Annotated in this window: 20 protein-coding genes; 19 read left to right on the top strand and 1 reads right to left on the bottom strand. The window is 65.7% G+C overall.

The annotated features are described in order from the left end of the window. Positions 1 to 36: 36 nt before the first annotated feature. The 19 genes from smc (at position 37) to ACU4IU_RS15360 (ending at position 20,180) form a co-directional block, all read left to right on the top strand. Positions 37 to 3,576, top strand: coding sequence for a chromosome segregation protein SMC (gene smc / locus ACU4IU_RS15270; RefSeq protein ID WP_446657199.1), 3,540 nt, complete (start codon positions 37 to 39; stop codon positions 3,574 to 3,576). Between the two features lie 238 nt (positions 3,577 to 3,814). After that, entirely contained in the window at positions 3,815 to 4,216 is a 402-nt protein-coding gene (locus ACU4IU_RS15275; RefSeq protein ID WP_025777325.1) for a hypothetical protein, read from the top strand. Between the two features lie 160 nt (positions 4,217 to 4,376). After that, complete coding sequence (gene ftsY / locus ACU4IU_RS15280) at positions 4,377 to 5,519, top strand: signal recognition particle-docking protein FtsY (RefSeq protein ID WP_172171297.1); 1,143 nt, start codon at positions 4,377 to 4,379, stop codon at positions 5,517 to 5,519. 174 nt (positions 5,520 to 5,693) lie between these two features. After that, the gene (locus ACU4IU_RS15285; RefSeq protein ID WP_139908450.1) at positions 5,694 to 6,914 is read left to right on the top strand and encodes an ammonium transporter; all 1,221 of its coding nucleotides are present in this window, start codon (positions 5,694 to 5,696) and stop codon (positions 6,912 to 6,914) included. Between the two features lie 727 nt (positions 6,915 to 7,641). Continuing rightward, on the top strand, positions 7,642 to 9,252 hold the full coding sequence (gene ffh, locus ACU4IU_RS15290; protein WP_172171299.1) for a signal recognition particle protein: 1,611 nt from the start codon (positions 7,642 to 7,644) through the stop codon (positions 9,250 to 9,252). A 157-nt stretch (positions 9,253 to 9,409) separates the two neighbouring features. After that, positions 9,410 to 9,853 (top strand): 30S ribosomal protein S16, encoded by a 444-nt coding sequence (gene rpsP, locus ACU4IU_RS15295; RefSeq protein ID WP_139468811.1) that lies wholly within the window; start codon positions 9,410 to 9,412, stop codon positions 9,851 to 9,853. Position 9,854: 1 nt separating this feature from the next. Beyond that, positions 9,855 to 10,085: an RNA-binding protein gene (locus ACU4IU_RS15300; protein WP_025777320.1), complete on the top strand. Its 231-nt coding sequence runs from the start codon at positions 9,855 to 9,857 to the stop codon at positions 10,083 to 10,085. 180 nt (positions 10,086 to 10,265) lie between these two features. Next, entirely contained in the window at positions 10,266 to 10,766 is a 501-nt protein-coding gene (rimM, locus tag ACU4IU_RS15305; RefSeq protein WP_446657200.1) for a ribosome maturation factor RimM, read from the top strand. A 119-nt stretch (positions 10,767 to 10,885) separates the two neighbouring features. Next, positions 10,886 to 11,704 carry a tRNA (guanosine(37)-N1)-methyltransferase TrmD gene (gene trmD, locus ACU4IU_RS15310; RefSeq protein WP_446657607.1) on the top strand — a complete coding sequence of 273 codons (819 nt, stop codon included), beginning with the start codon at positions 10,886 to 10,888 and terminating at the stop codon, positions 11,702 to 11,704. Between the two features lie 173 nt (positions 11,705 to 11,877). After that, the gene (gene rplS / locus ACU4IU_RS15315; RefSeq protein WP_025777317.1) at positions 11,878 to 12,219 is read left to right on the top strand and encodes a 50S ribosomal protein L19; all 342 of its coding nucleotides are present in this window, start codon (positions 11,878 to 11,880) and stop codon (positions 12,217 to 12,219) included. A 31-nt stretch (positions 12,220 to 12,250) separates the two neighbouring features. Beyond that, entirely contained in the window at positions 12,251 to 12,874 is a 624-nt protein-coding gene (gene lepB, locus ACU4IU_RS15320) for a signal peptidase I (RefSeq protein ID WP_139468809.1), read from the top strand. 106 nt (positions 12,875 to 12,980) lie between these two features. Continuing rightward, entirely contained in the window at positions 12,981 to 13,688 is a 708-nt protein-coding gene (gene lepB / locus ACU4IU_RS15325; RefSeq protein WP_172171301.1) for a signal peptidase I, read from the top strand. Further along, a complete protein-coding gene (locus ACU4IU_RS15330; protein WP_139468807.1) occupies positions 13,688 to 14,500 on the top strand; it encodes a ribonuclease HII in 813 nt (270 codons plus the stop codon). Before lepB (ACU4IU_RS15325) ends, ACU4IU_RS15330 begins: the two co-directional genes overlap by 1 nt. After that, complete coding sequence (locus tag ACU4IU_RS15335; RefSeq protein ID WP_025777313.1) at positions 14,497 to 14,814, top strand: DUF2469 domain-containing protein; 318 nt, start codon at positions 14,497 to 14,499, stop codon at positions 14,812 to 14,814. Before ACU4IU_RS15330 ends, ACU4IU_RS15335 begins: the two co-directional genes overlap by 4 nt. Before the next feature lie 169 nt (positions 14,815 to 14,983). Further along, positions 14,984 to 15,403 (top strand): YraN family protein, encoded by a 420-nt coding sequence (locus ACU4IU_RS15340; RefSeq protein WP_139908445.1) that lies wholly within the window; start codon positions 14,984 to 14,986, stop codon positions 15,401 to 15,403. After that, the gene (locus ACU4IU_RS15345) at positions 15,400 to 17,037 is read left to right on the top strand and encodes a YifB family Mg chelatase-like AAA ATPase (RefSeq protein ID WP_446657201.1); all 1,638 of its coding nucleotides are present in this window, start codon (positions 15,400 to 15,402) and stop codon (positions 17,035 to 17,037) included. The genes ACU4IU_RS15340 and ACU4IU_RS15345 overlap by 4 nt, the downstream gene beginning before the upstream one ends. Then, positions 17,034 to 18,263: a DNA-processing protein DprA gene (dprA, locus tag ACU4IU_RS15350; RefSeq protein ID WP_446657202.1), complete on the top strand. Its 1,230-nt coding sequence runs from the start codon at positions 17,034 to 17,036 to the stop codon at positions 18,261 to 18,263. The genes ACU4IU_RS15345 and dprA overlap by 4 nt, the downstream gene beginning before the upstream one ends. Positions 18,264 to 18,312: 49 nt before the next feature. Continuing rightward, a complete protein-coding gene (locus ACU4IU_RS15355; RefSeq protein WP_446657203.1) occupies positions 18,313 to 18,987 on the top strand; it encodes a maleylpyruvate isomerase N-terminal domain-containing protein in 675 nt (224 codons plus the stop codon). A 77-nt stretch (positions 18,988 to 19,064) separates the two neighbouring features. Next, positions 19,065 to 20,180, top strand: coding sequence for a tyrosine recombinase XerC (locus tag ACU4IU_RS15360; protein WP_259357904.1), 1,116 nt, complete (start codon positions 19,065 to 19,067; stop codon positions 20,178 to 20,180). A 63-nt stretch (positions 20,181 to 20,243) separates the two neighbouring features. Here ACU4IU_RS15360 and ACU4IU_RS15365 read toward each other — a convergent pair whose 3' ends face one another. Next, positions 20,244 to 21,314: a D-alanyl-D-alanine carboxypeptidase family protein gene (locus ACU4IU_RS15365; protein ID WP_446657204.1), complete on the bottom strand. Its 1,071-nt coding sequence runs from the start codon at positions 21,312 to 21,314 to the stop codon at positions 20,244 to 20,246. Positions 21,315 to 21,442 lie beyond the last annotated feature (128 nt).

A 21,442-nucleotide genomic window follows, 5' to 3' on the forward strand; every position in this document is an offset into this window, starting at 1 on the left:
ATCTCGCCGCCGCCTGCGGATATGCTGGTGCCCAATATGCATCTCAAAAGCCTGACACTGCGGGGATTCAAGTCCTTCGCCTCGGCGACGACCCTTCGATTCGAGCCGGGAATCACCTGCGTCGTCGGACCGAACGGCTCGGGCAAGTCCAATGTCGTCGATGCCCTGTCCTGGGTGATGGGCGAACAGGGTGCGAAGAATCTGCGCGGCGGAAAGATGGACGACGTCATCTTCGCCGGAACCTCGAAACGTCAGGCCCTGGGACGCGCCGAGGTGACTCTGACCATCGACAACACCGACGGAGCCATCCCCGTCGACTACACCGAGGTGACCATCTCGCGGACCCTGTTCCGTACCGGCGGATCCGAATACGCCGTCAACGGGGCACCGGCGAGGCTGCTCGACATCCAAGAGCTGCTCAACGATTCCGGCCTGGGCAAGGAGATGCACGTCATCGTCGGTCAGGGCCGTCTCGACGCGATCCTCCACGCCGACCCGCTGGAGAGGCGCAGCTTCATCGAAGAGGCCGCCGGGGTGCTCAAGCATCGCCGCCGCAAGGACAAAGCGGTCCGCAAACTCACCGGACTGCAGACGAACCTCGACCGGCTCACCGATCTGCGCACCGAACTCAACCGGCAGCTGGGGCCCTTGGGACGGCAGGCCGAAGCCGCCGCGAAGGCAGCGACCGTGCAGGCGACGCTGCGTGACGCCACCGCCAGGCTGCTCGCCGACGACGCCGTGCGGATGCAGTCCTCCCTGGCCTCGACGAGCGAGGGCGAAGACCACAGCGACCGCATCGCCGAACTCGACCACCGCCGCACCCGCGCGGAGGCGCGCCTGTCGGAGATCGAGGCTCGGCTGTCCGAACTCGACAGCGAACTCGACGTCCAACGCACCGCCGAATCGCGGACACAGACGCAAGTCGTGCGCGCCCAAGGACTGAGCCAACGTGCCGCTGACAAACGCTCCCACCTGCTCTCGGAGGTCACGAGCCTCGGGCAGAGGGAAGCGAAGTCACCCGAAGAGCTGCGCGCCCAGGCCGAACGCAACCGCTCCGAACTCACCGACGCCGAGGCGGCCGTGACCGAGAAGACGAACGCACTCGAGGCCAGCCGGCAGCGGAAGGAAGAGCTCACCCAAGCCCTGCGCACCGCCGAAGACGAGGTCAAGGCCGCACAGATCGCCATCACCGAAGCGGTGAAGAACCGCTCGGCGCTGCAGTCGAAGCAGACCCAGGCGGCCGAGCGGATCACCGACCTCAAATCCCGGATCGAAGCCAACCGCGCAGAGATCGACACCGTCACCGCTCGCATCGCCGAACGCAGCAGGGAACTCGAAACCGCCGAGACCGGTGTCGAGGACGTCGAAGCCGGTGAGACCGAACTCGACTCCGCGTACGAGGCGGCGCAGGAGAGCCTCGAGAAGCTGGAGACCGAACGCACTGAGCTGCAGGAGCAGCGGGCGCAGGTCGCGTCCGAACTGTCTTCGGCGAAGGCCCGCGCGGAGGCCCTGGCGTTGGGCACCGCCCTGGAAGCCGACCTCGAAGACATCGTCAATGCGGACCTGCCGGGAGTGCGCACGGCCGTGACCGAAAGACTGAGTGTCGACCACGGGTTCGAAATGGCCGCGGCCGCGGCCCTGTCGACGACGGTCTCCGGCGTCATCGTCGATGACAGCGCAGCGGCGCTGGCAGTGCTCGACCACCTCGGCGAGGACACGAACGTGTCACTGACGATCCCCGCCGGAGTCGAACCAGCGGCAGGGAAGGGCGGTGGGAGCACCCTTGACGCTCTGCCGGAGCTGCCTGCGCTGGACGACCTGCGATGGCTCTCCGACGTCGTCGACAGCGACGTCCCCGAACTGCGTTCTCTGCTGGCCCGTGCCCTGCATGGTGTCGTCTGCGTCCCCGATGCGCGCACCGGAATCGAACTGACCGCGGCCCGGCCTGAGCTCACCGCCGTCACCGTCCACGGTGAAGTACTCACCACGACCCGCATCAGCCGGGCCCGCACCGCATCGGGCACACGGCTGGCCTCACAGACCGCGCTCGAGGACACCCATTCCCTCATTGCCGACCTCGACGACCGCGAAGGGAAGCTCGACGCCTCCTTGACCGAACTCGAACCGCGCCTGACCGCGGCACGTGAGGAATCAGCCGCAGCCCTCGACGCTCTCCACTCCTCGGACGCGAAGATCATGGCCGCGGCCGAAGAGGTCTCGCGCATCACCGGTGAGATCGGTGTGGCTCGCACGCGCCTGCAGCGCGCGCAGGAGAACGCGACCGACCTCGAATCCCGCCTCGCCGCCGCCGAACGCGACTCTCAGTCGGCCGCGGCAGCACTGGCCGGAGCCGCCGAGGTCGACGAAGTCGTCGATACCGCCGCTCGGGACGAACTCAGCGCACAGGTCGCCCAAGCTTCGGAAGACCTCGTCGAAGCCCGCATCAGCCACCGGTCGGCAGCCGACCGGGCCCGGTTCCTCAGCGACCGGGTGGACTCCCTCCTGCGGGCAGCGAAGGCCGAAGAAGCGGCGCGGGAGCAGACGCAGCGCACGATCGCGAAGAAGAAGCGCGCGGCAGCCTCGGTACAGCTCATCGCCGAAACCGCGGCCGAAGCCGCGGAGCTGGCCACCTCCACGGTGGCCGAACTCGGTGAGGCGATCCAGGTCCTCGTCGACGAACGCGGCGGTCTGCGCGAAGAGAAGGGCCGCCTCGGCGAGGAATTGGGATCGACGCGAACCCAGCTGCAGAAGCTCAAGGACGCCGCGGCCGAAGCCGAACTCGCGAAGGAGCGTTTCCGACTTCGGCTCGAGGAGATCGCGCACCGATCGGAGGAGGAGACGGGGCTGGGAATCGACCGCCTCATCGACGAATTCGGGCCGCATCTGCCCGTTCCGTCGTTCGAGGAGGACGTCGAGGACCGGCCGTATGTGCGCGCCGAGGTGGAGAAGCGGCAGAAGCAGGCGGCGTCGCAGCTCAAGCGCATCGGCACGGTCAATCCGCTCGCGCTAGAGGAGTATGAGGCGCTGAAGGAACGGCATCAGTTCCTCGAGAAGCAGATCGCGGACATCGAGTCCTCCCGCAAGGACCTCATGCAGCTCGTCGAGGAGGTCGACCGGCACGTCGAACGCGTCTTCGCCGAAGCCTATGCGGATACGGCGCGGGAGTTCGAGGACATCTTCTCCCGTCTCTTCCCCGGCGGTGAGGGCGCCTTGAGCCTGACCGATCCGAACGATATGCTCACCACCGGCGTCGACGTGCACGCCCGCCCGGCCGGCAAGAAGGTCAAACGTCTGTCTCTGCTCTCCGGAGGCGAGCGGTCGCTGGTGGCCGTGGCCATGCTGGTCGCGATCTTCAAGGCCCGGCCGAGCCCGTTCTACGTCATGGACGAGGTCGAAGCGGCCCTCGACGATCTCAACCTCTCGCGCCTGCTCACGGTGTTCAAGGAGCTGCAGGACTCCTCGCAGCTCATCGTCATCACCCACCAGAAGCGGACGATGGAGATCGCCGATGCCCTCTACGGAGTGACGATGCACGGCGACGGGGTGTCGAAAGTCATATCGCAGCGGATTCCGTGATCGGCAGTCCGCTCTTCGGCCGGCCCGCCCGAGGTGGCAGGCCCGCCGCTGGGGCACAAGGCCGTTTGACGGTGATGCCCAGGACAGTCCCAGGGAATTTTGCAACTGCCGTACGGCGGGCGAGCACAATAGTCGTGGCCGGGGACTATAGACTTGGGCCGAGACACAGGTATTCGAAGAACGTGAGGAGCGGGACGTCCATGGCCGAGGCTGCTGTACTGCGAGGTGGCTCGAGGGCATGAATTCGGTACTTGTCGTCATCGTCGGACTCGCGATCTCCTTCGCCCTGGCACTCGTCGTCGTCCTTCTCGTGGCTCTGCCCGGCCTGCGCGCCGAAGGACGCCTGCGATACTCCTCCGACGTGCAGCGATTCCGTCTGCCGCCCGAGTGGACCGGCTACGACGACGAAGTCCACGAATTCTTCGGCCACGATGACGGCACCTCGCACCTGGCGACTAGGGAACAGGCGGCGGTGACCGCGATCCGCGATCACTCCTATGTGCTCCGGCCACAGCCCCGACGCCATGCCGCGCCCTCGCTCATCACGGTCCGCCCGCGCACCCGCCACTGGAAGATCCCCGAGTCGGGAACAGGGTGGAAGACCACCGCCGGGCTGCTCTTCGGCAGCCGCGGTTCCTGACCTGAGACCCATGCGGCCTCGAGCGGTCGAGGCCCGCGACAATGGAGACCGCGCTGACTGATTCCGGCGCGCTCACCGACACACTGACACCACCGGAAGAGTCCGGGAACTCGAGTGCCGGCGGCCCGAACGGCGGCACTCAAAGGAGGACGGAAGAACCATGGATCAGCCGATCATCTTGCTCATCGTCGCGGCGATCGTGTTCGCTCTCGTCGTCGGCGTGGGCATCTCGCTGCGCGTCAATGCGCGTAAGAAGGGCCTCGATGACAGGCGCGGCATCGATGCGGAGGTCACCGGTGAGCTGAGCATCGATGACGTCGCCGAGGCGGTCGAGAAGGACAAAGCCGAAGCGCGCGGTTCCGAGGTCCCCACCGAACCGGCCAGCCGCCTCGTCCGCCTGCGCGAGCGCCTGGCGAAGTCGAACAGCGGGCTCGGACGCGGACTGCTCAACCTCCTCTCCCGTGACAACCTCGACGAGTCCGCATGGGAGGAGATCGAGGATACGCTCATCCTCGCCGACGTCGGCGTCGAACCGACGACCGAGCTCGTCGACCGCCTGCGCGAACGCGTCAAGGTGCTCGGCACCCGGGATCCCGAAGAGGTCCGCGGGCTGCTGCGCGAAGAGCTCATCAAACTCGTCGATCCGACGATGGACCGCTCGCTCGCCGATACCGGCAAGGACGGTGACCCCTCCGTCATCCTCGTCGTCGGGGTCAACGGTGCCGGGAAGACGACGACGGTGGGCAAGATCGCCCGCGTGCTCGTCGCTGAGGACAAGTCCGTGCTGCTCGGTGCCGCGGACACCTTCCGCGCCGCCGCGGCCGAACAGCTGGCCACATGGGGTGAACGTGTCGGCGTCGAAACCGTGCGCAAGGAAGAAGGTGCCGATCCCGCCTCGGTGGCCTACTCGGCCGTCGAGAAGGGACAGGCCGACGGTTCCGACGTCGTCCTCATCGACACCGCCGGACGTCTGCAGAACAAACGCGGACTCATGGACGAACTCGGCAAGGTCAAACGAGTGGCCACCCGACCGCTGGGGGAGGGCCACGAGATCGACGAGGTGCTCCTCGTCCTCGACGCGACCACCGGTCAGAACGGCATGCAGCAGGCGAAGGTCTTCGCCGAGGCGGTCGACATCACCGGGATCGTGCTCACCAAGCTCGACGGCACCGCGAAAGGCGGAATCGTCGTCGCCGTCCAGCGTGAACTCGGGGTGCCGGTCAAGCTCATCGGCCTCGGCGAAGGCGCGGACGACCTGGCGCCGTTCACCGCCGAAGGGTTCGTCGACGCGCTGCTCGACTGATTTCGCACACCGAATCTGCGGATGGATTCTGCCGGGTCTCACCCTTGTGAATGCTGGGTGAGACCCGGCTTGTCATAATCACGAAACATAGCCGAATCATCACTGTGACATGCGTCATGGAAACTGTCTCTGCGCGGTTCGATCCGGAACCGGCTTCGACAGATGAGAGACGACATGGAACTCGATGCAGTGAACGTATGGATGATGGTCGCGGCAGGGCTGGTCCTGCTCATGACCCCCGGGGTGGCGTTCTTCTACGGCGGGATGACGCGAATCACCTCGGCGATCAACATGATGATGATGGTCTTCTCCGCAATGGCCGTCGGCGGACTCGTCTGGGTGCTCTACGGATACGGACTGAGTTCGGGTGATTCGATCGCCGGGCTCGTCGGAAATCCGCTGTCCCAGCTCGGACTCACCGGTGCCGTCGCCGACGATCCCGCCTCGCTGATCTCGATCGGCTACGGTTCGACGTTCGCGATGATCGCGATCGCACTCATCGCCGGTGCCGTCGCCGACCGAGCGAAATTCTCCACCTGGCTGGTCTTCTCGGCCGCCTGGGTCACCCTCGTATACTGCCCGCTGGCGTTCATGGTCTGGGGCGACGGACTGCTCAGCGAATCCGGAGCGATCGGCAGCCTGTTCGGGCCCGCCATCGACTTCGCCGGCGGCACCGTCGTTCATATCAATGCCGGCATCTCCGCACTCGTCCTCGTCGTCGTCATGGGGCGCCGGGCCCGCTTCTCGACCCCGCACAAGCCGCACAACATCCCGATCACCGTGCTCGGTGCGGCCCTGCTGTGGTTCGGTTGGTTCGGCTTCAACGGCGGTGCCGCCTCGACGATCGAACAGGGCGGACTCATCTGGATCAACACCCTGGCCGCACCGGCAGCCGGCATGATCACCTGGATCATGATCGAACGTCTGCGGGCCTCGCGACCATCCAGCATCGGCAGCGTCTCGGGTGCGATCGCCGGCCTCGTCGCCATCACCCCGGCGTGCGCCAACGTCGATCCCTACGCCGCCGTGCTCATCGGCATCGCCGCAGGAGCGGGAGCGATCTTCGCCGTCGAAGCGAAGAACCGCTTGCGCTACGACGATGCGCTCGATGTGGTGGCCGTCCACCTCGTCGCAGGAATCATCGGCACCGTGATGATCGGCTTCTTCGCCTTCCCCCACGAGGACGGACCGGCCGGTCTCTTCTACGGCGGCGGACTCGAACTGCTCATCGCACAGGTGCTCGCCTGCCTCGTGGCCATCGTCTTCGCCGGACTCGTCACCCTGGCCATCTCGCTGGTGCTGCGGCAGACGATGGGGCTGCGGATCGACCCGCGCGAGGAGCTCGAGGGCATCGACACCTACGAGCACGCGGAGCAGGCCTACTCCTTCCGGTGATCCACGGCCGCCGGCGCCGGCTTCCCCGAGCGCCGGCTTCCCCGGCCGCCGGCTGCGGTCGGCTGCTGAATTTCGGCCATCACCTCGCAGGTGGCTGCTTCCCCGACCACTGTTGGCTGCCTGTCACCGCCGGCGGCAACTTTTCCCCACGCGGTCGCTTCCCACAGGTACTGACGCATCCCTCACTGGTCTTCACACTCCGCCCCGCTGCATCAGGGTGGTGTGTGACCACCGGTGAGGGACGCCCGTTTCTGGCCGCAGAAAAGTCCCTGATGCAGGTGAGTCCTCGCGGCGACAGCACCCCGTCGAGGCCACCTTTTGCCTTGTTGCGGTCACCTCTGCGGCGTGCAGCATCCCTCACCGCTGGTTCTATCTTGCACAGCTAGCGCGGCGTCCCTCACCGTTCCTTGCAGTACGCCCTGGCGGAACGAGTGGTTTTGCGACCACCGGCGCCATCTGCGCAGAAGGGTAGGGGGTGACAAGACGAGCGGGGGATGCCCGGCGGAGAATGCGAACGGCGGGCCGCCTCGGCGAAGGAATTGAGAAGTTTCCGCAGGATTCCTGCGGCCGAACCAGTGATCTGGTCGGAGCGGCTCCTGTCCCCGGGGCAGGCTCACTGGGACTCACCGGGGCTCACGGGGGTTTGCCAGCATGCGCGGTTTCAGCCGGACCCGGGTGAGTTGCTAGTCTAGAGAGTCGACCAAACCATCGTGAAGAAGGCTTGTACGTGTTTAACTCTCTGTCCGACAGGCTCACCGCGACTTTCAAGAATCTGCGCGGGAAGGGCCGGCTGTCCGAAGCCGACGTCGATGCCACCATCCGTGAGATCAGACGTGCCCTGCTCGACGCCGACGTCGCCCTGCCTGTCGTGCGTGCCTTCACCGGCCGGATCCGTGAACGCGCCCTGTCCGAGGAGGTCTCGGGCGCACTCAATCCCGGCCAGCAGGTCGTCAAGATCGTCAACGACGAACTCGTCGGCATCCTCGGCGGTCAGACCCGTCGACTCAACTTCGCCAAGCGGCCGCCGACGGTCATCATGCTCGCCGGCCTCCAGGGTGCAGGTAAGACCACCCTGGCCGGAAAGCTCGCGCACTGGCTGAAGTCCGAGGGCCACCGGCCGATGCTCGTCGCGGCCGACCTGCAGCGCCCCAACGCCGTCAACCAGCTCCAGATCGTCGGCGAACGTGCCGGTGCCGTGGTCTACGCCCCGGAACCGGGCAACGGTGTCGGCGATCCGATCCAGGTCGCCACCGACTCGATCGAGGTCGCGAAGTCCAAACTCCACGACGTCGTCATCGTCGATACGGCCGGGCGCCTCGGCATCGACGAGGAGCTCATGCAGCAGGCCGCGGACATCCGCAGCGCGGTCAACCCCGACGAGGTCCTCTTCGTCATCGACGCGATGATCGGTCAGGACGCGGTGAAGACCGCCGAGGCGTTCCTCGACGGCGTCGACTTCACCGGCGTCGTGCTCTCGAAGCTCGACGGTGACTCCCGCGGCGGTGCCGCGCTGTCCGTCGCCGAGGTGACCGGAAAGCCGATCATGTTCGCCTCCACGGGCGAATCGATGAAGGACTTCGAGCAGTTCCACCCGGACCGGATGGCCGACCGGATCCTCGACATGGGCGACATCATGACGCTCATCGAGCAGGCCGAGAAGAACTTCGACGAAAAAGAGACCGAGAAGCTCAAGAAGAAGGTCGAATCCGGCGAGGACTTCGACCTCAACGACTTCCTCACGCAGATGGCGGGCCTGAAGAAGATGGGCTCGATGAAGAAGATGCTGGGCATGATGCCCGGCATGAGCCAGTACAAGGAGCAGCTGGCGAACTTCGACGAGCGTGAGGTCGACCGGGTCGAAGCGATTGTGAGATCGATGACACCCCAGGAGCGCTCCAACCCGAAGATCCTCAACGGCTCCCGCCGTGCCCGCATCGCCAAGGGTGCCGGCACCACGGTCACCGCGGTCAACCAGCTCATGGAGCGCTTCACCCAGGCGCAGAAGATGATGCGGTCGATGACCCGCGGCGGCGGAATGCCCGGCATGCCCGGTGGCGGAGGTATGCCGCAGATGCCCGGAATGGGCGGAATGCCTGGTGCCGCGGGTGGCAAGAAGAAGAAACCCGCAGGGAAGAAGAAGGGCCGCAAGGGCGGTCAGTCGGGCAACCCGGCCAAGCGTGCGCAGGAGGCACAGGCGCTGGCGGACAAGAAGGCGGGCAAGACCCAGGACCCGGTCGGCTCGGCCTTCGGCGGAGTCGATCTGGGCAAGGACGAGGAGTTCGATCCGGCGAACCTGCCCAAGGGCTTCGGCGGAATCTTCCCAGGTGGCAAGAAGTAGAGCCTTCTGGCACAATTGACTCTTGTACTTTTGCTCTCGGTCCGGGCCCTCTCATCCGCGCCGAAGTGATAGTCCGAGCCGCGGCTTCCAGCAGATCAACCCCACGATTCTTCTGGTACAGCTGTGCACACAGAACACAAAAGGAGACACCACTAAAGTGGCAGTCAAAATTCGTCTGACCCGCATGGGCAAGATCCGTGCACCCTTCTACCGCGTCGTGGTCGCTGACTCGAAGACCCGTCGTGACGGTAAGGCCATCGAGCAGATCGGCATCTACCACCCGACCCGTGAGCCTTCGGTCATCGAGATCGACTCCGAGCGAGCACAGTACTGGCTCGGCGTCGGCGCACAGCCGAGCGACCAGGTCAAGGCTCTGCTCAAGCTCACCGGTGACTGGCAGAAGTTCACCGGCGAAGGCGAAGCGGTCAACACCGTGAAGCCGCAGCCGGAGAAGGAAGCCTACGTGGCACCCAACGCCGAATCGGTGATCAAGGAAGCCATCACGCAGAAGGGCGGCAAGTCCGCTGAAGCTGCCGAGGCTCCGGCCGAGGAAGCAGCCGAAGCCGCACCTGAGGCCGCTGAAGAAAGCGCTGAAGCCTGAGATGTTGCCTGATTCGCTCGAACATCTGGTCCGCGGAATCGTCGATCATCCCGACGACGTCTCCGTTCGTTCGCGTTCTTCGCAGCGCGGCACGACCCTCGAGGTCCGGGTTCACCCCGACGACCTCGGCCGGGTCATCGGCCGTGCAGGCAGGACCGCCAAGGCCCTGCGCACCGTGATGAACTCGCTGGCCGGCCGTGAGTCGGTGCGAGTGGACCTCATCGAGGCGTAATTCCAACATCCGAGAGGGGATGCAGCGCACATGCGCTGCATCCCCTCTCGTGCATTCACTTAACCGTCGCCGACTACACTGGTGCCTGAACACGGCGGCCCGTCGTACGACCGCAGAAGCGCAGTCACCTCAGTGCAAGGCCGGCCGAACAGACAGCGACAGCAGACTTCGAGGAGCAGTATGGACACGGTGATCGCCCGGCTGGGCAAGCCGCACGGAATCAAGGGCGAATTCACCGTCGAGGTGCGCACCGACCGACCCGAGGACCGGCTCAATCCAGGGGCGACCTTCGCCACCGATCCCGATATCGGAGAGCTGACGCTGAAGTCGGCGAGGTGGCATCGCGACCGCCTGCTCCTGGCCTTCGACGAAGTCCCCGACCGCAACCGCGCCGAGGAGATCCGCAACACCCTCATCCTCGCCGAAGCGGATGAGGACGAAGACGAAACCGACGCCTGGTACCTCGACGACCTCATCGGCCTCAAGGTCTATGAGAACGACGCGCTCGTCGGCGAGATCGTCGACGTCACGAACGGCACCGCCCAGGATCTGCTCCACATGAAGCACACCGCCGGACACGTTGTGCTCATCCCCTTCGTCACCGAGATCGTGCCCGATGTCGACATCGACTCAGGACGCGTCACCGTCACCCCGCCCGCCGGCCTCTTCAACGCCGAATGAGCAAACCATCCCCGAAGCCCGAATCGTCCCCGATGAATGGCACCGACACCCCCGCCGAGGCGACCGGAACGGACCCGGTGACCCAGGGTGCGACCTGCGCCGAGGCGGTCGGACCGCAGATGTCGATCGACGTCGTGTCGATCTTCCCCGAATACCTCGCCGGACTGCAGCTCTCGCTCATCGGCAAGGCCGTCGACCGCGGACAGCTGAGCCTCGGCGTCCACGACCTGCGGGACTTCACCTTCGACCGGCACAACACCGTCGATGACTCGCCCTACGGTGGGGGAGCGGGAATGGTCATGAAAGCCGAACCCTGGGCGCTGGCTCTCGAGCACATCCTGGCAGGTCGCGGCAGCGCTGCGAAGGGTGAAGGTGCGGACGGCGCTCGGACCGCCGGTCCGGCTGTAGGAGGCAAGCCGACGCTCATCGTGCCCAGCCCTGCCGGGCAGGTATTCGATCAGCGTATCGCCGAGGATCTCGCCACCCGTGAGCATCTGGTCTTCGCCTGCGGACGCTACGAAGGAATCGACCAGCGCGTCATCGATTGGGCCGGGGAGCACTTCGACCTGCTGCCCATGAGCATCGGCGACTACGTCCTCAACGGCGGTGAAGTCGCCTCGATGGTGATGATCGAAGCGGTCAGCCGCCTCATCCCCGGCGTCATCGGAAACCCCGAGTCGCTGACCGAGGAAAGCCACGAAGACGGACTGCTCGAATACCCGATCTATACGAAGCCGGCGAACTGGCGCGGTCGCGAAGTGCCCGAGATCCTCCTCAGCGGCAACCACGCTGCGATCGCCAGGTGGCGACGTGACCGACGTCTCGAACGCACCGCGGATGTCAGACCGGATCTGCTCGAGAAGCTCGATGACCTGAGCAAGGACGACCTGGCCGCGCTCGAGCGGTTTGAGTCTGAGCGCTCAACCGTGACAGAATAGAGCGTCGCGTTTGTTGGCACTCACCTGCTTCAGGGGGATGAGTGCCCACGGTGGCCCGTCGCATCGATTCGGCGGGTCGACGGGGAGAGATCCCGACAGACGATCCAGTTACCGGAACACCGGTCCGATATGCGTGTCCTCGACCTGAAGCAGAGGCCACAGGAGAAACCACAATGCAGAAGCTCGATGTTGTAGATGCAGCCTCGCTGAAGTCTGACGTTCCCGAATTCCGTCCGGGCGACACCCTCAACGTTCACGTCAAGGTGATCGAAGGTTCGCGCTCGCGTATCCAGGTCTTCAAGGGAATCGTCATCCGTCGCCAGGGCGACGGCGTTCGCGAGACCTTCACCGTCCGTAAGATCAGCTTCGGCGTCGGTGTGGAGCGTACCTTCCCGGTGCACTCGCCCAACGTCGACAAGATCGAGGTGCTCACCCGCGGCGCTGTGCGCCGTGCGAAGCTGTACTACCTGCGCGAACTGCGCGGCAAGGCTGCTCGCATCCGCGAAAAGGCCTGATTTGCCCGGCACTGTGGGCGATGATCACACGGTGCCGAACAGACATGAAGACGCGACCTTCGGGTCGCGTCTTCTGTCTTCGGCACGGTTCTGGAAGGCGATCGTGGCGATCGTCGTCGTCATCATCGTGCTCGGCGGATCGATCCGCGGATTCGTCATCCAGCGCTTCACCATTCCGAGCGCCTCGATGGAGCCGACGCTCAATGTCGATGATTCGATCACGGTGTGGCGCCCGGACGCCCTGCGTGGAGACCTCCAACGCGGAGACATCGTCGTCTTCGACGGCCGCGGATCGTTCGTCGACGATGCGCTGCCCACTCCTCTGCAGAAGATCGGTTCCTGGGTCGGACTCGGCCCTCGGGACGTCTACTACGTCAAACGCGTCATCGCCGTCGGCGGTGACAGCCTCGAATGCTGCGACGCGAAGGGTCGTCTGCTGCTCAACGGCAAGCCTCTGACCGAGGACTATGCGCCGGCCCCCGCCTCGTCGGTGGAATTCTCCATCGAAGTCCCCGAGGGCACCATGTGGGTGATGGGCGACAATCGCAACGACTCCGCCGACTCCAGGTCGCTGCTGGGACGGCCCGGTGGGGGATTCATCCCCACCGACCGGATCATCGGCCCCGTGATCGGGCACGGCTCCTCGATCGACTGAGCGCACACACCGCAACTGCACTGCGGCTGAGTGTGCGGCGAGAGTCGTGCTGATACGCTCGGTTCAGTCCACAGCCGCAGTCCTGGTCCGATGTGAAAGCGAACGAATGACAAGCGAATCCGAAGCTTCCCCGCCGCCCGCCTCGAAACGGTTCGCGCGCGGTCTGCTGGAGACCCTGGCGATCATCGTCGTCGCCCTGCTCATCTCGACGGCCCTGAAGACGTGGGTCGTCCGTTCGTTCTACATCCCGTCCGAATCCATGATGACCACTCTCCAGGTCGATGACCGGGTGCTCGTCAACCAGCTGGCTCACCGCTTCGGACCCGCCGACCGCGGCGACATCATCGTCTTCGACGACCCGGACCATTGGCTCTCGGCCGCCGAGACCGCCGAATACACGCCCAACCCGGTCCTCGAATTCATCGGCTTGGCTCCCGCGGACTCGGGCAATCAGCTGATCAAACGGGTCATCGGCGTCGGCGGCGACACGATCAGATGCTGTGACGCCGAGGGACGCCTGCTGGTCAACGGCGAACCGATCGACGAAACCTATCTCGATGAGGGCACCGCTCCCTCGGAGGTCGAATTCGAAGTCACAGTGCCCGAAGGCCATTACTGGGTGATGGGCGACAACCGCAGCAACTCCGCCGACTCGCGCTACCACATGGACACCGACCCCTTCGTGGCCGAAGACGACGTCGTCGGCACCGTGTTCCTCATCAACTGGCCGTTCAAGCACTTCAGCTGGGTCTCCACACCCGACAAGGTCTTCGCGGACGTACCGGACACCGCCGAGGGACTCAGCGGGAACTGATGGCCGCACGTGGACTGACCGACCTCAGCGTCGAACGGGAACTGCTGAGCGAGGGATTCGACTACGTCATCGGCGTCGACGAGGTGGGCCGTGGTGCCCTGGCCGGGCCCGTCAGCGTCGGTGTCGCCCTGTTCGATCTGCGCATTCTCACCGCCGCCGAGGTGCCCGCCGGCATCCATGATTCGAAGCAGCTGAGCGCGCAGTCGAGGCAGGAGGCCACCGACCGCGTGCGGTCGTGGGCGACCGCCGCGGCGGTGGGATCGTCGACGCCGGCCGAGCTCGACGAGGTGGGGATGACGATGGCGCTCAACCTCGCCGGACGTCGCGCCATGATCTCGATGCTGCGCGAATGGGCGGACGCTCGTTCCGACAGGCACGGTTCGGGCGGTTCCGAAAGGAACGGTTCGGGAGGTGCCGATGTCAACGGAACGGCCGCCTCGGCGAGGGAATTCCCGGGCCGGACGATGGTGCTCCTCGACGGTCGACACGATTGGCTTTCGGCCCCACTCACCCTCGATTGCCTGGGGACATTCGGTGACTGTGTCGACCTCGAACTGCCGCCTGTGCGCACCGTGATCAAGGGGGACGGCTCCGTTCCGGCTATCGCGGCGGCGAGCATCGTGGCGAAAGTGGCACGCGACGAGACGATGATCGCACTCGCGGAGGCCCATCCGCACTATGGTTGGGAATCGAACGTGGGATACGGGACGGTGAAGCACCGACAGGGCATCACCGAACTCGGACCCAGCATCCACCACCGGAGAAGCTTCCGCCTGACCGCGGACTCAGGAGCGAAGGAGGGCCTGTTATGAGCGCCGATGATCTTGACGACTACGAAGCACAACTCGAGCTTGCGCTGTACAAGGAATACCGGGACGTCGTCGGTCTCTTCGCCTATGTCGTCGAGACCGAGCGCCGGTTCTACCTCGCCAACCACGTCGACCTCAAGGCTCACAACGATGCCGGCGACGTGTACTTCGAACTCACCCTGCGCGACGCGTGGGTGTGGGACAGCTACAGGTCGGCACGGTTCATCAAGACTGTGCACGTGCTGACGTTCAAGGACGTCAATATCGAAGAGATCGCGAAGTCCGATCTCGAACCGCCGACGGCGATCCGCGGCTGAGGCGGGGCGCCGGGGCCACCAGCGAACCCTGGGCTCACTGACCCTTGCACCGATTGCTGTGGACGAGGCACTGACTCGACCGTCCTCGGCCTGTGGATGAGGCGGCCTCGTCCACAGGCCCTTTTTCTGCTCTTCCCTGAAGTATTGCCGGCATGGTCATCTGACCGGTATGGGACGGATACGAACACCCGGTCGGACACGAGCGTCGAAGAGCACGCGGACCGTGAAGGGCCTGCGCAAGCAGGCGCTCGGCAGCAGAGGAGAGGACCTCGCCGCTGCGTTCCTCGAAGACGCTGGACTCGTCGTTCTCGAACGCAACTTCCGGTGCCCACGCGGTGAGCTCGACATCATCGCCCGCGACGGTGACACCGCGGTCTTCGTGGAGGTCAAGACGCGTCGCACGGCCATGCTCGGATCACCGCTGGAGGCCGTGACCCGAAACAAGCTCGCCCGCATCCGCACATTGGCAGGGTTCTGGCTGAGCGGGCAGGACGAATACTTTCCGGCCACGCGCATCGACGCACTCGGAATCATCATGGAACCGCGCGTCCAGTACTTCCACTGCCCGAACATCCAGGTCGACTCGTGAGTGAGGAGACCCTGGGACGGGAGGAACCGTCGGGCGATCCGGTCGATCCGCCGGAGCTGGTCGAGCCGGTCGAGGCCGACGAAGTCGAACCCGCATCCTCGGCGCACATCATCGGGCGGGCCTCCGCCGTGGCCCTGTGGGGACTGACCGGGAAGATCGTGTCGATCGAAGCCAGCGTCAGCGCGGGCCTGCCGGGAATCGACATCGTCGGACTGCCGGATGCCTCGGTGAGCGAATCACGCAAGCGCCTTCGTGCGGCCCTGTCCTACCTCGGCAGACCAGTCGCCACAGAACACCTGACGATCAACCTCACCCCGGGAACGGTTCCGAAGATCGGCACCGGATTCGACCTCGGCATCGCCGTCGCCGTGCTCAGAGCACTCTCGTTGATCTCCAACGACGACACAGGCAGCGTCATCCACTGCGGTGAGATCGGGCTCGACGGCAGAATCCGTCCCGTCACCGGGGTGCTCCCGTCCCTGCACACAGCGCTGCAAGCTGGGTTCGACCGCTTCGTCGTCCCCATCGGCAATGCCGATGAGGCGGGACTCATCGGACGGGCAAGAGTCCTCCCGGTCGCCTCGCTGGCCGAGGTGGTCAATGCCTACGGAGGATCGATGACCGTACCCGCACTGCCTGCCGTCCTCGAAATGGATCGGCCCGTCCCCGTGAACCCGGAACTCCACGACCTCAGCGAAGTCCAAGGACAGGCCGAAGGACGTTTCGGCCTCGAAGTCGCCGCGGCAGGTGGCCACAACCTGCTCATGCGCGGAACACCCGGAGCGGGCAAGACGCTGCTGGCCCAATGCCTGCCCGGAATCCTGCCGCCGCTGAACGACGACGAAGCCGTCGAAGTCGCCACCGTCCGTTCCCTGCGCGGAGAACTCGACGGCAGCGACGGACTCGATCACCGCCCGCCGTTCGAGGCACCCCATCACCGCAGCACCGCCTCGGCGCTCATCGGCGGACGCCGCCCCGGAACGGTCGGAGTCCTCAGCCGAGCCCACCGCGGGGTTCTGTTCATGGATGAGGCACCCGAATTCTCACGCGATGTGCTCGAAGCCCTGCGACAGCCGATGGAATCCCGTCGCGTCCACATCCACCGCGCCTGGGGATCGATGGTGCTTCCGGCATCCTTCCAGCTCATCATGGCCGCAAACCCCTGCCCCTGCGGAGTCGGGATGGCCGGCGCCGGCGGGGACTGTCGGTGCACCCCTCTGGACAAACGCCGCTATCGCAATCGGCTCTCCGGGCCGCTGCTCGACCGCGTCGACCTGCAGCTCGAGCTCTTCCCCGTCTCTCCCGCCGACATCCGGCTCGGCGGGGACCAGGAGACCAGCACCACGGTGGCCGCCCGCGTGTCGGGCGCACGGAAGCGACAGTCGGAACGCTTCGCCGGCTGCGACTGGAGGCTCAACGCCGAAGCGCCCGGAACCTGGCTGCGCGAACACTTCGCACTCACACCGACAGACCTGACGGACCTGGACCGGGCACTCGACACCGGCCGGATCACCATGCGCGGCTATGACAGGGTGCTGCGTGTCGCAACCACTCTGGCCGACCTGGCGGGAAAGCAGGGTCCCGACCCCGACACGATGAGAATGGCGCTCGCCTTGCGGACACAGGAGGCATGACCGTGAACACACATGAGGACGTACGCATGGCCATCGCCTCACTGCTGCGCATCGGTGAGCCCGGCGACGGACTGCTCAGACAGCTCGTCGACGGAATCGGCCCGGTCGCTGCTCTGGCGATCATCACGGCCGTCGGTCGCGGTGAGACCACCGCGCACGATGCTGTCCAAGGTCTGGCCGACACCGGCACCGAGGCGGCCGAACACAGTCAGCTGCCAGCGGCCATCGACCGGTGGGCTGTGCGAGCCGGCGAAGCCGACGCGGTCGGGAGCGACCTGGACAAGATCGCGAGAATCGGCGGCCGACTGATCATTCCCGATGACGATGAGTGGCCCCGAATGCTCGACGACCTCGGCCCTGCAGCACCGCTGGGCCTATGGGTGAGAGGAGCAGCCTCCCTCAGCGCCGCACTGACTCGTGCCGTTGCCGTAGTCGGGGCCAGAGCAGCCAGCAACTACGGAACCAAATGCGCCTCTGACCTCGCGTGGGATCTTGCCGCTCGCGGAATCACCGTCGTATCCGGCGGCGCGTTCGGCATCGATGCGGCCGCCCACCGTGCCGCCATCGCCCGCGAATCGCCGACGGTGGCATTCATGGCCGGGGGAGTCGACCGCTTCTACCCGGCGGCGAACGCCGAACTGTTCGAACAGATCCTCGCCACCGGTGCCATCGTGTCCGAGACTGCACCCGGAATGACGCCGATGCGCCACCGGTTCCTGCTGCGCAACCGACTCATCGCCGCCTCGTCGCAGGTGAGCGTCATCGTCGAAGCCGGCTGGCGCAGCGGGGCACTCAACACCGCCCGGCATGCCCTCGAACTCTCCCGCCAGGTCGCGGCCTTCCCCGGGTCCGTGTACTCGGCGTCCTCGACCGGAGCACACAAGCTCCTGCGCGAACACGAAGCGGAACTCGTCACCTGCAGCGACGACGTCATCGCGCTCATGGACGATGACACCCCGGCACTCTTCGACACGGCCGTGCTCAGTGCTGCGGTGGGGAGTGGAGAACGCCCGCCGTCTTTCGATCCCCGCGAAGGGCTCGACGAGCGGGAGAAGATCTGTCTGAATGCGCTGACCGTGTCGAAGCCGCTCGACGTCGGCACCATCGCTTCCCGGGCAGGGCTGACGATCGCGGATGCGCTCAACTCTCTCACCGCGCTCGACCTGACCGGATTGGCCGCACGCCGTGACACCGGATGGGTGAAGCTGCGCAGACCGCGCTCCTGATGCCGGCGATGACCGTCAGTCCGCCGCGGAGACCGCGTATCCTGAGGACGTGAGCACAGACTCTCCCGCCGACCATTTCTCTCAGGCCTGGACAGCACTGTTGAGAACCGTCGCCGGACTGCGTGACGGCGACTTCGGGCGAGCCTCCGGCTGTGCCGGGTGGCGCGTCCAAGACCTCGTGTGCCACCTCATCATCGATGCCCAGGACGTCCTCATCACCCTCGTGACACCGAGCGAGGGCGCACCGACCCACGACTCAGCAACCTACTGGACTGTCACAGACTTCCCGCCGACCGGGGATGATCCCCTCGACGCGCTCATCCCGCGACTGGCTGCCGCCTATGAGGACCCGCAGCTGCTGAAGTTCCACCTCGACGATGTGGGCACAGCCGCCGACCGGGCCGCTCGGCTCGCCGACCCCGAACGACGGGTGGAGACCCAGCACATGGTGCTCACGATCGGAGACTTCCTCAACGCGTATGTCCTCGAATGGACCCTTCACCACTTCGATCTCATCGCACACCTGCCGGATGCGCCGACTCCGCCGACAGGCTGCGTCGCTCGAAGCCGGACGATGTTCGAGGACGCTATCGGGGCGACGATCCCCGCGGAACTGACCGATGCCGAAGCACTGCTCATCGGCGCGGGACGACGACCACCGGACGCGGCGCAGAGATCGGTCCTCGGCGACATAGGCGAACGGCTGCCGTTCATCCTCAGCTGAGGCCTGATGGCCGACACCTGACGCCTGATGGCCGACGGAAAACGGCGGCGTCCTTCGGCGCCGCGTATCCTGGGGACGTGAGCACATCATCGACCGTCGCCGAGGTTGTGTCAGGCTATGCCGACCACCTGAGGTCTCGTGACGTCTCCGAACACACCGCCCGAGCCTACGTCGCCGACGTCTCCGACTTCCTCGATCACGCCGTGCACTCGACGAAGCTCCGACAGGGGAGCGGAGAGGGGCACCTCACGACGGCATCCGGCGCACGGATCGACATCGCTGCGATCGAACTCGACGATCTGCGGTCCTGGCTCATCGCCCTCGACGATGCCGGTGCCGCGAAATCGACGGTGGCTCGCAAGATCGCGGCAGTGCGCTCCTTCTTCGCCTACGGTGTGAGCAACCTGGGACTGCCGAACAACCCGGCCGCGCGTCTGCGGACTCCGAAGAAGGACTCCCGCCTACCCACGGTGCTCAAACCTCAGCAGGCCGCCGACCTCATCTCCGCCGCCGAGAACCACCGAACCGGAGTCACCGGCGTGGGGCGGAGACGGAAAGGGGGAAGCGCCGACAACGGCATGGATACGAGTGGCTTGATGGCAGACGACTCCTCGACGAGCGACCCGGCTGCAGACGACACCACGACGGGTGATTCCGCACAGCACGGCAAGAACGATCCACTCGATGCGGCCAAACGCATCCGCGATGCCGCAATCCTGGAAATGCTCTACGCCACTGCGGTGCGCGTCTCGGAGCTGACCGGACTCGACCGCAGCGACATCGATCACCGCGCATCGATGATCACCGTGCTCGGCAAGGGCAACAAAGAACGTCGCGTCCCGTTCGGGACCCCGGCACGCAGAGCCCTCGACGACTGGCTCGCCGCCCGCGAACTGTTCACCGGTCCTCACAGCGGCGACGCACTGTTCCTCGGCGTTCGCGGGGGACGCATCGGCGCCAGGCAGGTGCGCGAACTCGTTCACCGCTACGGCTCCGACGACCCCAGCGCCCCGGACATCGGACCACACGGACTGCGACACTCTGCGGCCACACACATGCTCGACCGCGGTGCCGACCTGCGTCAGATCCAAGAGCTGCTCGGCCACTCCACGATGAGCAGCACCCAGATCTACACTCAGGTATCCATGCAGCGTCTGCAGGACACCTACCGGCGAGCACACCCGCGAGCCTGAGACTCACAGAGACGGATTTGGCCGGCAGAGTCATGGCGGAAGCGTCGGCCTGGCCGAGGCCTCCTACTTCCGGAATTCCCAGTGCCAGGGCTCGGGCAGGGACCCCGTCTGCCGTGCCCAACCGGGATGAATCCACCCGAACTTCGGCGCTTTCGCCCGCATCCACTGATGCTGCTCGGTGCCGAAGGAATTGATCCCGCTGCCGAGGTCGACGGCCAGCGCCCACCCGTGATTCGACGTTCCCGGTGTCGCCGCCATCCGCCCCTTTCGCCGTTTGAGGATCACCTGCGTGGCGTAGTCCCGGTAAGCATCGGTGACCGAGATCGGGGCGCCGAACCGAGCCTCGAACGCTGACGAGAGCCGATCGAAAGCCGCTTGAGCATCGCAGCGCAGCATCTGCCCGGGGGCCGACTCCAACTGGCACATCGCCGAGGCGGGAATCTGCCCATTGCTGTGACCGCCCCACGCTCCGGCACCGGAGGTGGCCGAATCTCCGCCGCCTTTCGGTTCCTTCGCGGGCTTCCGTGACAGAGGCAGAAGTGCCGACTGCTCCTGGCCGAAGAACTTGCCCGGATCGACGTACCTCTGATCGCTCGCGGCCGGCCATGCTCCGATATGCAGGCACGAACGCTGACAGTGGCCACCGCTGCCCACCGTGCCGATCTTCTCGCCGGCGGCAAATCCCTCACCCTTCTTCAACGACGTCGCGGCCGGTTGGAACGTGAGCACATGATCGGACTCGGTGAGGATGCTGACGGTCGCAGTCCCCGCCACCGTGCCGGCAAAGCGGATCGTCCCTTCCGTCGGTGCCCGCAGCGGTTCGCCAACGACAGCGAGCACGTCGATTCCGCGATGCCCCTTGAGCCACGGCTTGTCCGGAGGATCAAAGGCTTCGATGATCTCCATCGCCGGCACCGGGGTGACCCAGTTCGTCGGTGCGCTCCTCTGAAGGCTGACCTGTGTCCGTGTCGACGCAGCCCCGGAGGCGGCGCTCGCCGTTGGGGGAGTGCTCGTGAGCACAAGCGCCGCTGCGATGATCACGGCAAGGAGCAGTGACTGCGGTGAGCCGAGGCTTGAGCGTCTCGTTCGAAGATGGAGCAGCAGGCGGAGACGGTCGAACGCGAAGTGAGTCATGGGAGCATGCAAACCCCTAGGGCACGGTCGTGTCACCCGTGAGTATCACCCCTGTGGACGAGCTGCCTCCACCCACAAGCCAAAGACGTTCGAGTGCGGCGACCGTCCACAGGAAGCGATGGTCGAGT

This window comes from Brevibacterium sp. CSND-B09 (assembly GCF_052906525.1).

What these genes read in the sequence shown, in the direction of transcription:
- lepB (WP_172171301.1), top strand. Translation starts at nt 12,981, where the DNA reads ATGACAAGCGAATCCGAAGCTTCCCCGCCGCCCGCCTCGAAACGGTTC.
- ACU4IU_RS15330 (WP_139468807.1), top strand. Translation starts at nt 13,688, where the DNA reads ATGGCCGCACGTGGACTGACCGACCTCAGCGTCGAACGGGAACTGCTG.
- ACU4IU_RS15285 (WP_139908450.1), top strand. Translation starts at nt 5,694, where the DNA reads ATGGAACTCGATGCAGTGAACGTATGGATGATGGTCGCGGCAGGGCTG.
- dprA (WP_446657202.1), top strand. Translation starts at nt 17,034, where the DNA reads ATGACCGTGAACACACATGAGGACGTACGCATGGCCATCGCCTCACTG.
- rimM (WP_446657200.1), top strand. Translation starts at nt 10,266, where the DNA reads ATGGACACGGTGATCGCCCGGCTGGGCAAGCCGCACGGAATCAAGGGC.
- ACU4IU_RS15275 (WP_025777325.1), top strand. Translation starts at nt 3,815, where the DNA reads ATGAATTCGGTACTTGTCGTCATCGTCGGACTCGCGATCTCCTTCGCC.
- ACU4IU_RS15365 (WP_446657204.1), bottom strand. Translation starts at nt 21,314, where the DNA reads ATGACTCACTTCGCGTTCGACCGTCTCCGCCTGCTGCTCCATCTTCGA.
- ACU4IU_RS15335 (WP_025777313.1), top strand. Translation starts at nt 14,497, where the DNA reads ATGAGCGCCGATGATCTTGACGACTACGAAGCACAACTCGAGCTTGCG.
- ACU4IU_RS15300 (WP_025777320.1), top strand. Translation starts at nt 9,855, where the DNA reads ATGTTGCCTGATTCGCTCGAACATCTGGTCCGCGGAATCGTCGATCAT.
- ACU4IU_RS15340 (WP_139908445.1), top strand. Translation starts at nt 14,984, where the DNA reads ATGGGACGGATACGAACACCCGGTCGGACACGAGCGTCGAAGAGCACG.
- rplS (WP_025777317.1), top strand. Translation starts at nt 11,878, where the DNA reads ATGCAGAAGCTCGATGTTGTAGATGCAGCCTCGCTGAAGTCTGACGTT.
- smc (WP_446657199.1), top strand. Translation starts at nt 37, where the DNA reads ATGCATCTCAAAAGCCTGACACTGCGGGGATTCAAGTCCTTCGCCTCG.
- ftsY (WP_172171297.1), top strand. Translation starts at nt 4,377, where the DNA reads ATGGATCAGCCGATCATCTTGCTCATCGTCGCGGCGATCGTGTTCGCT.
- trmD (WP_446657607.1), top strand. Translation starts at nt 10,886, where the DNA reads ATGTCGATCGACGTCGTGTCGATCTTCCCCGAATACCTCGCCGGACTG.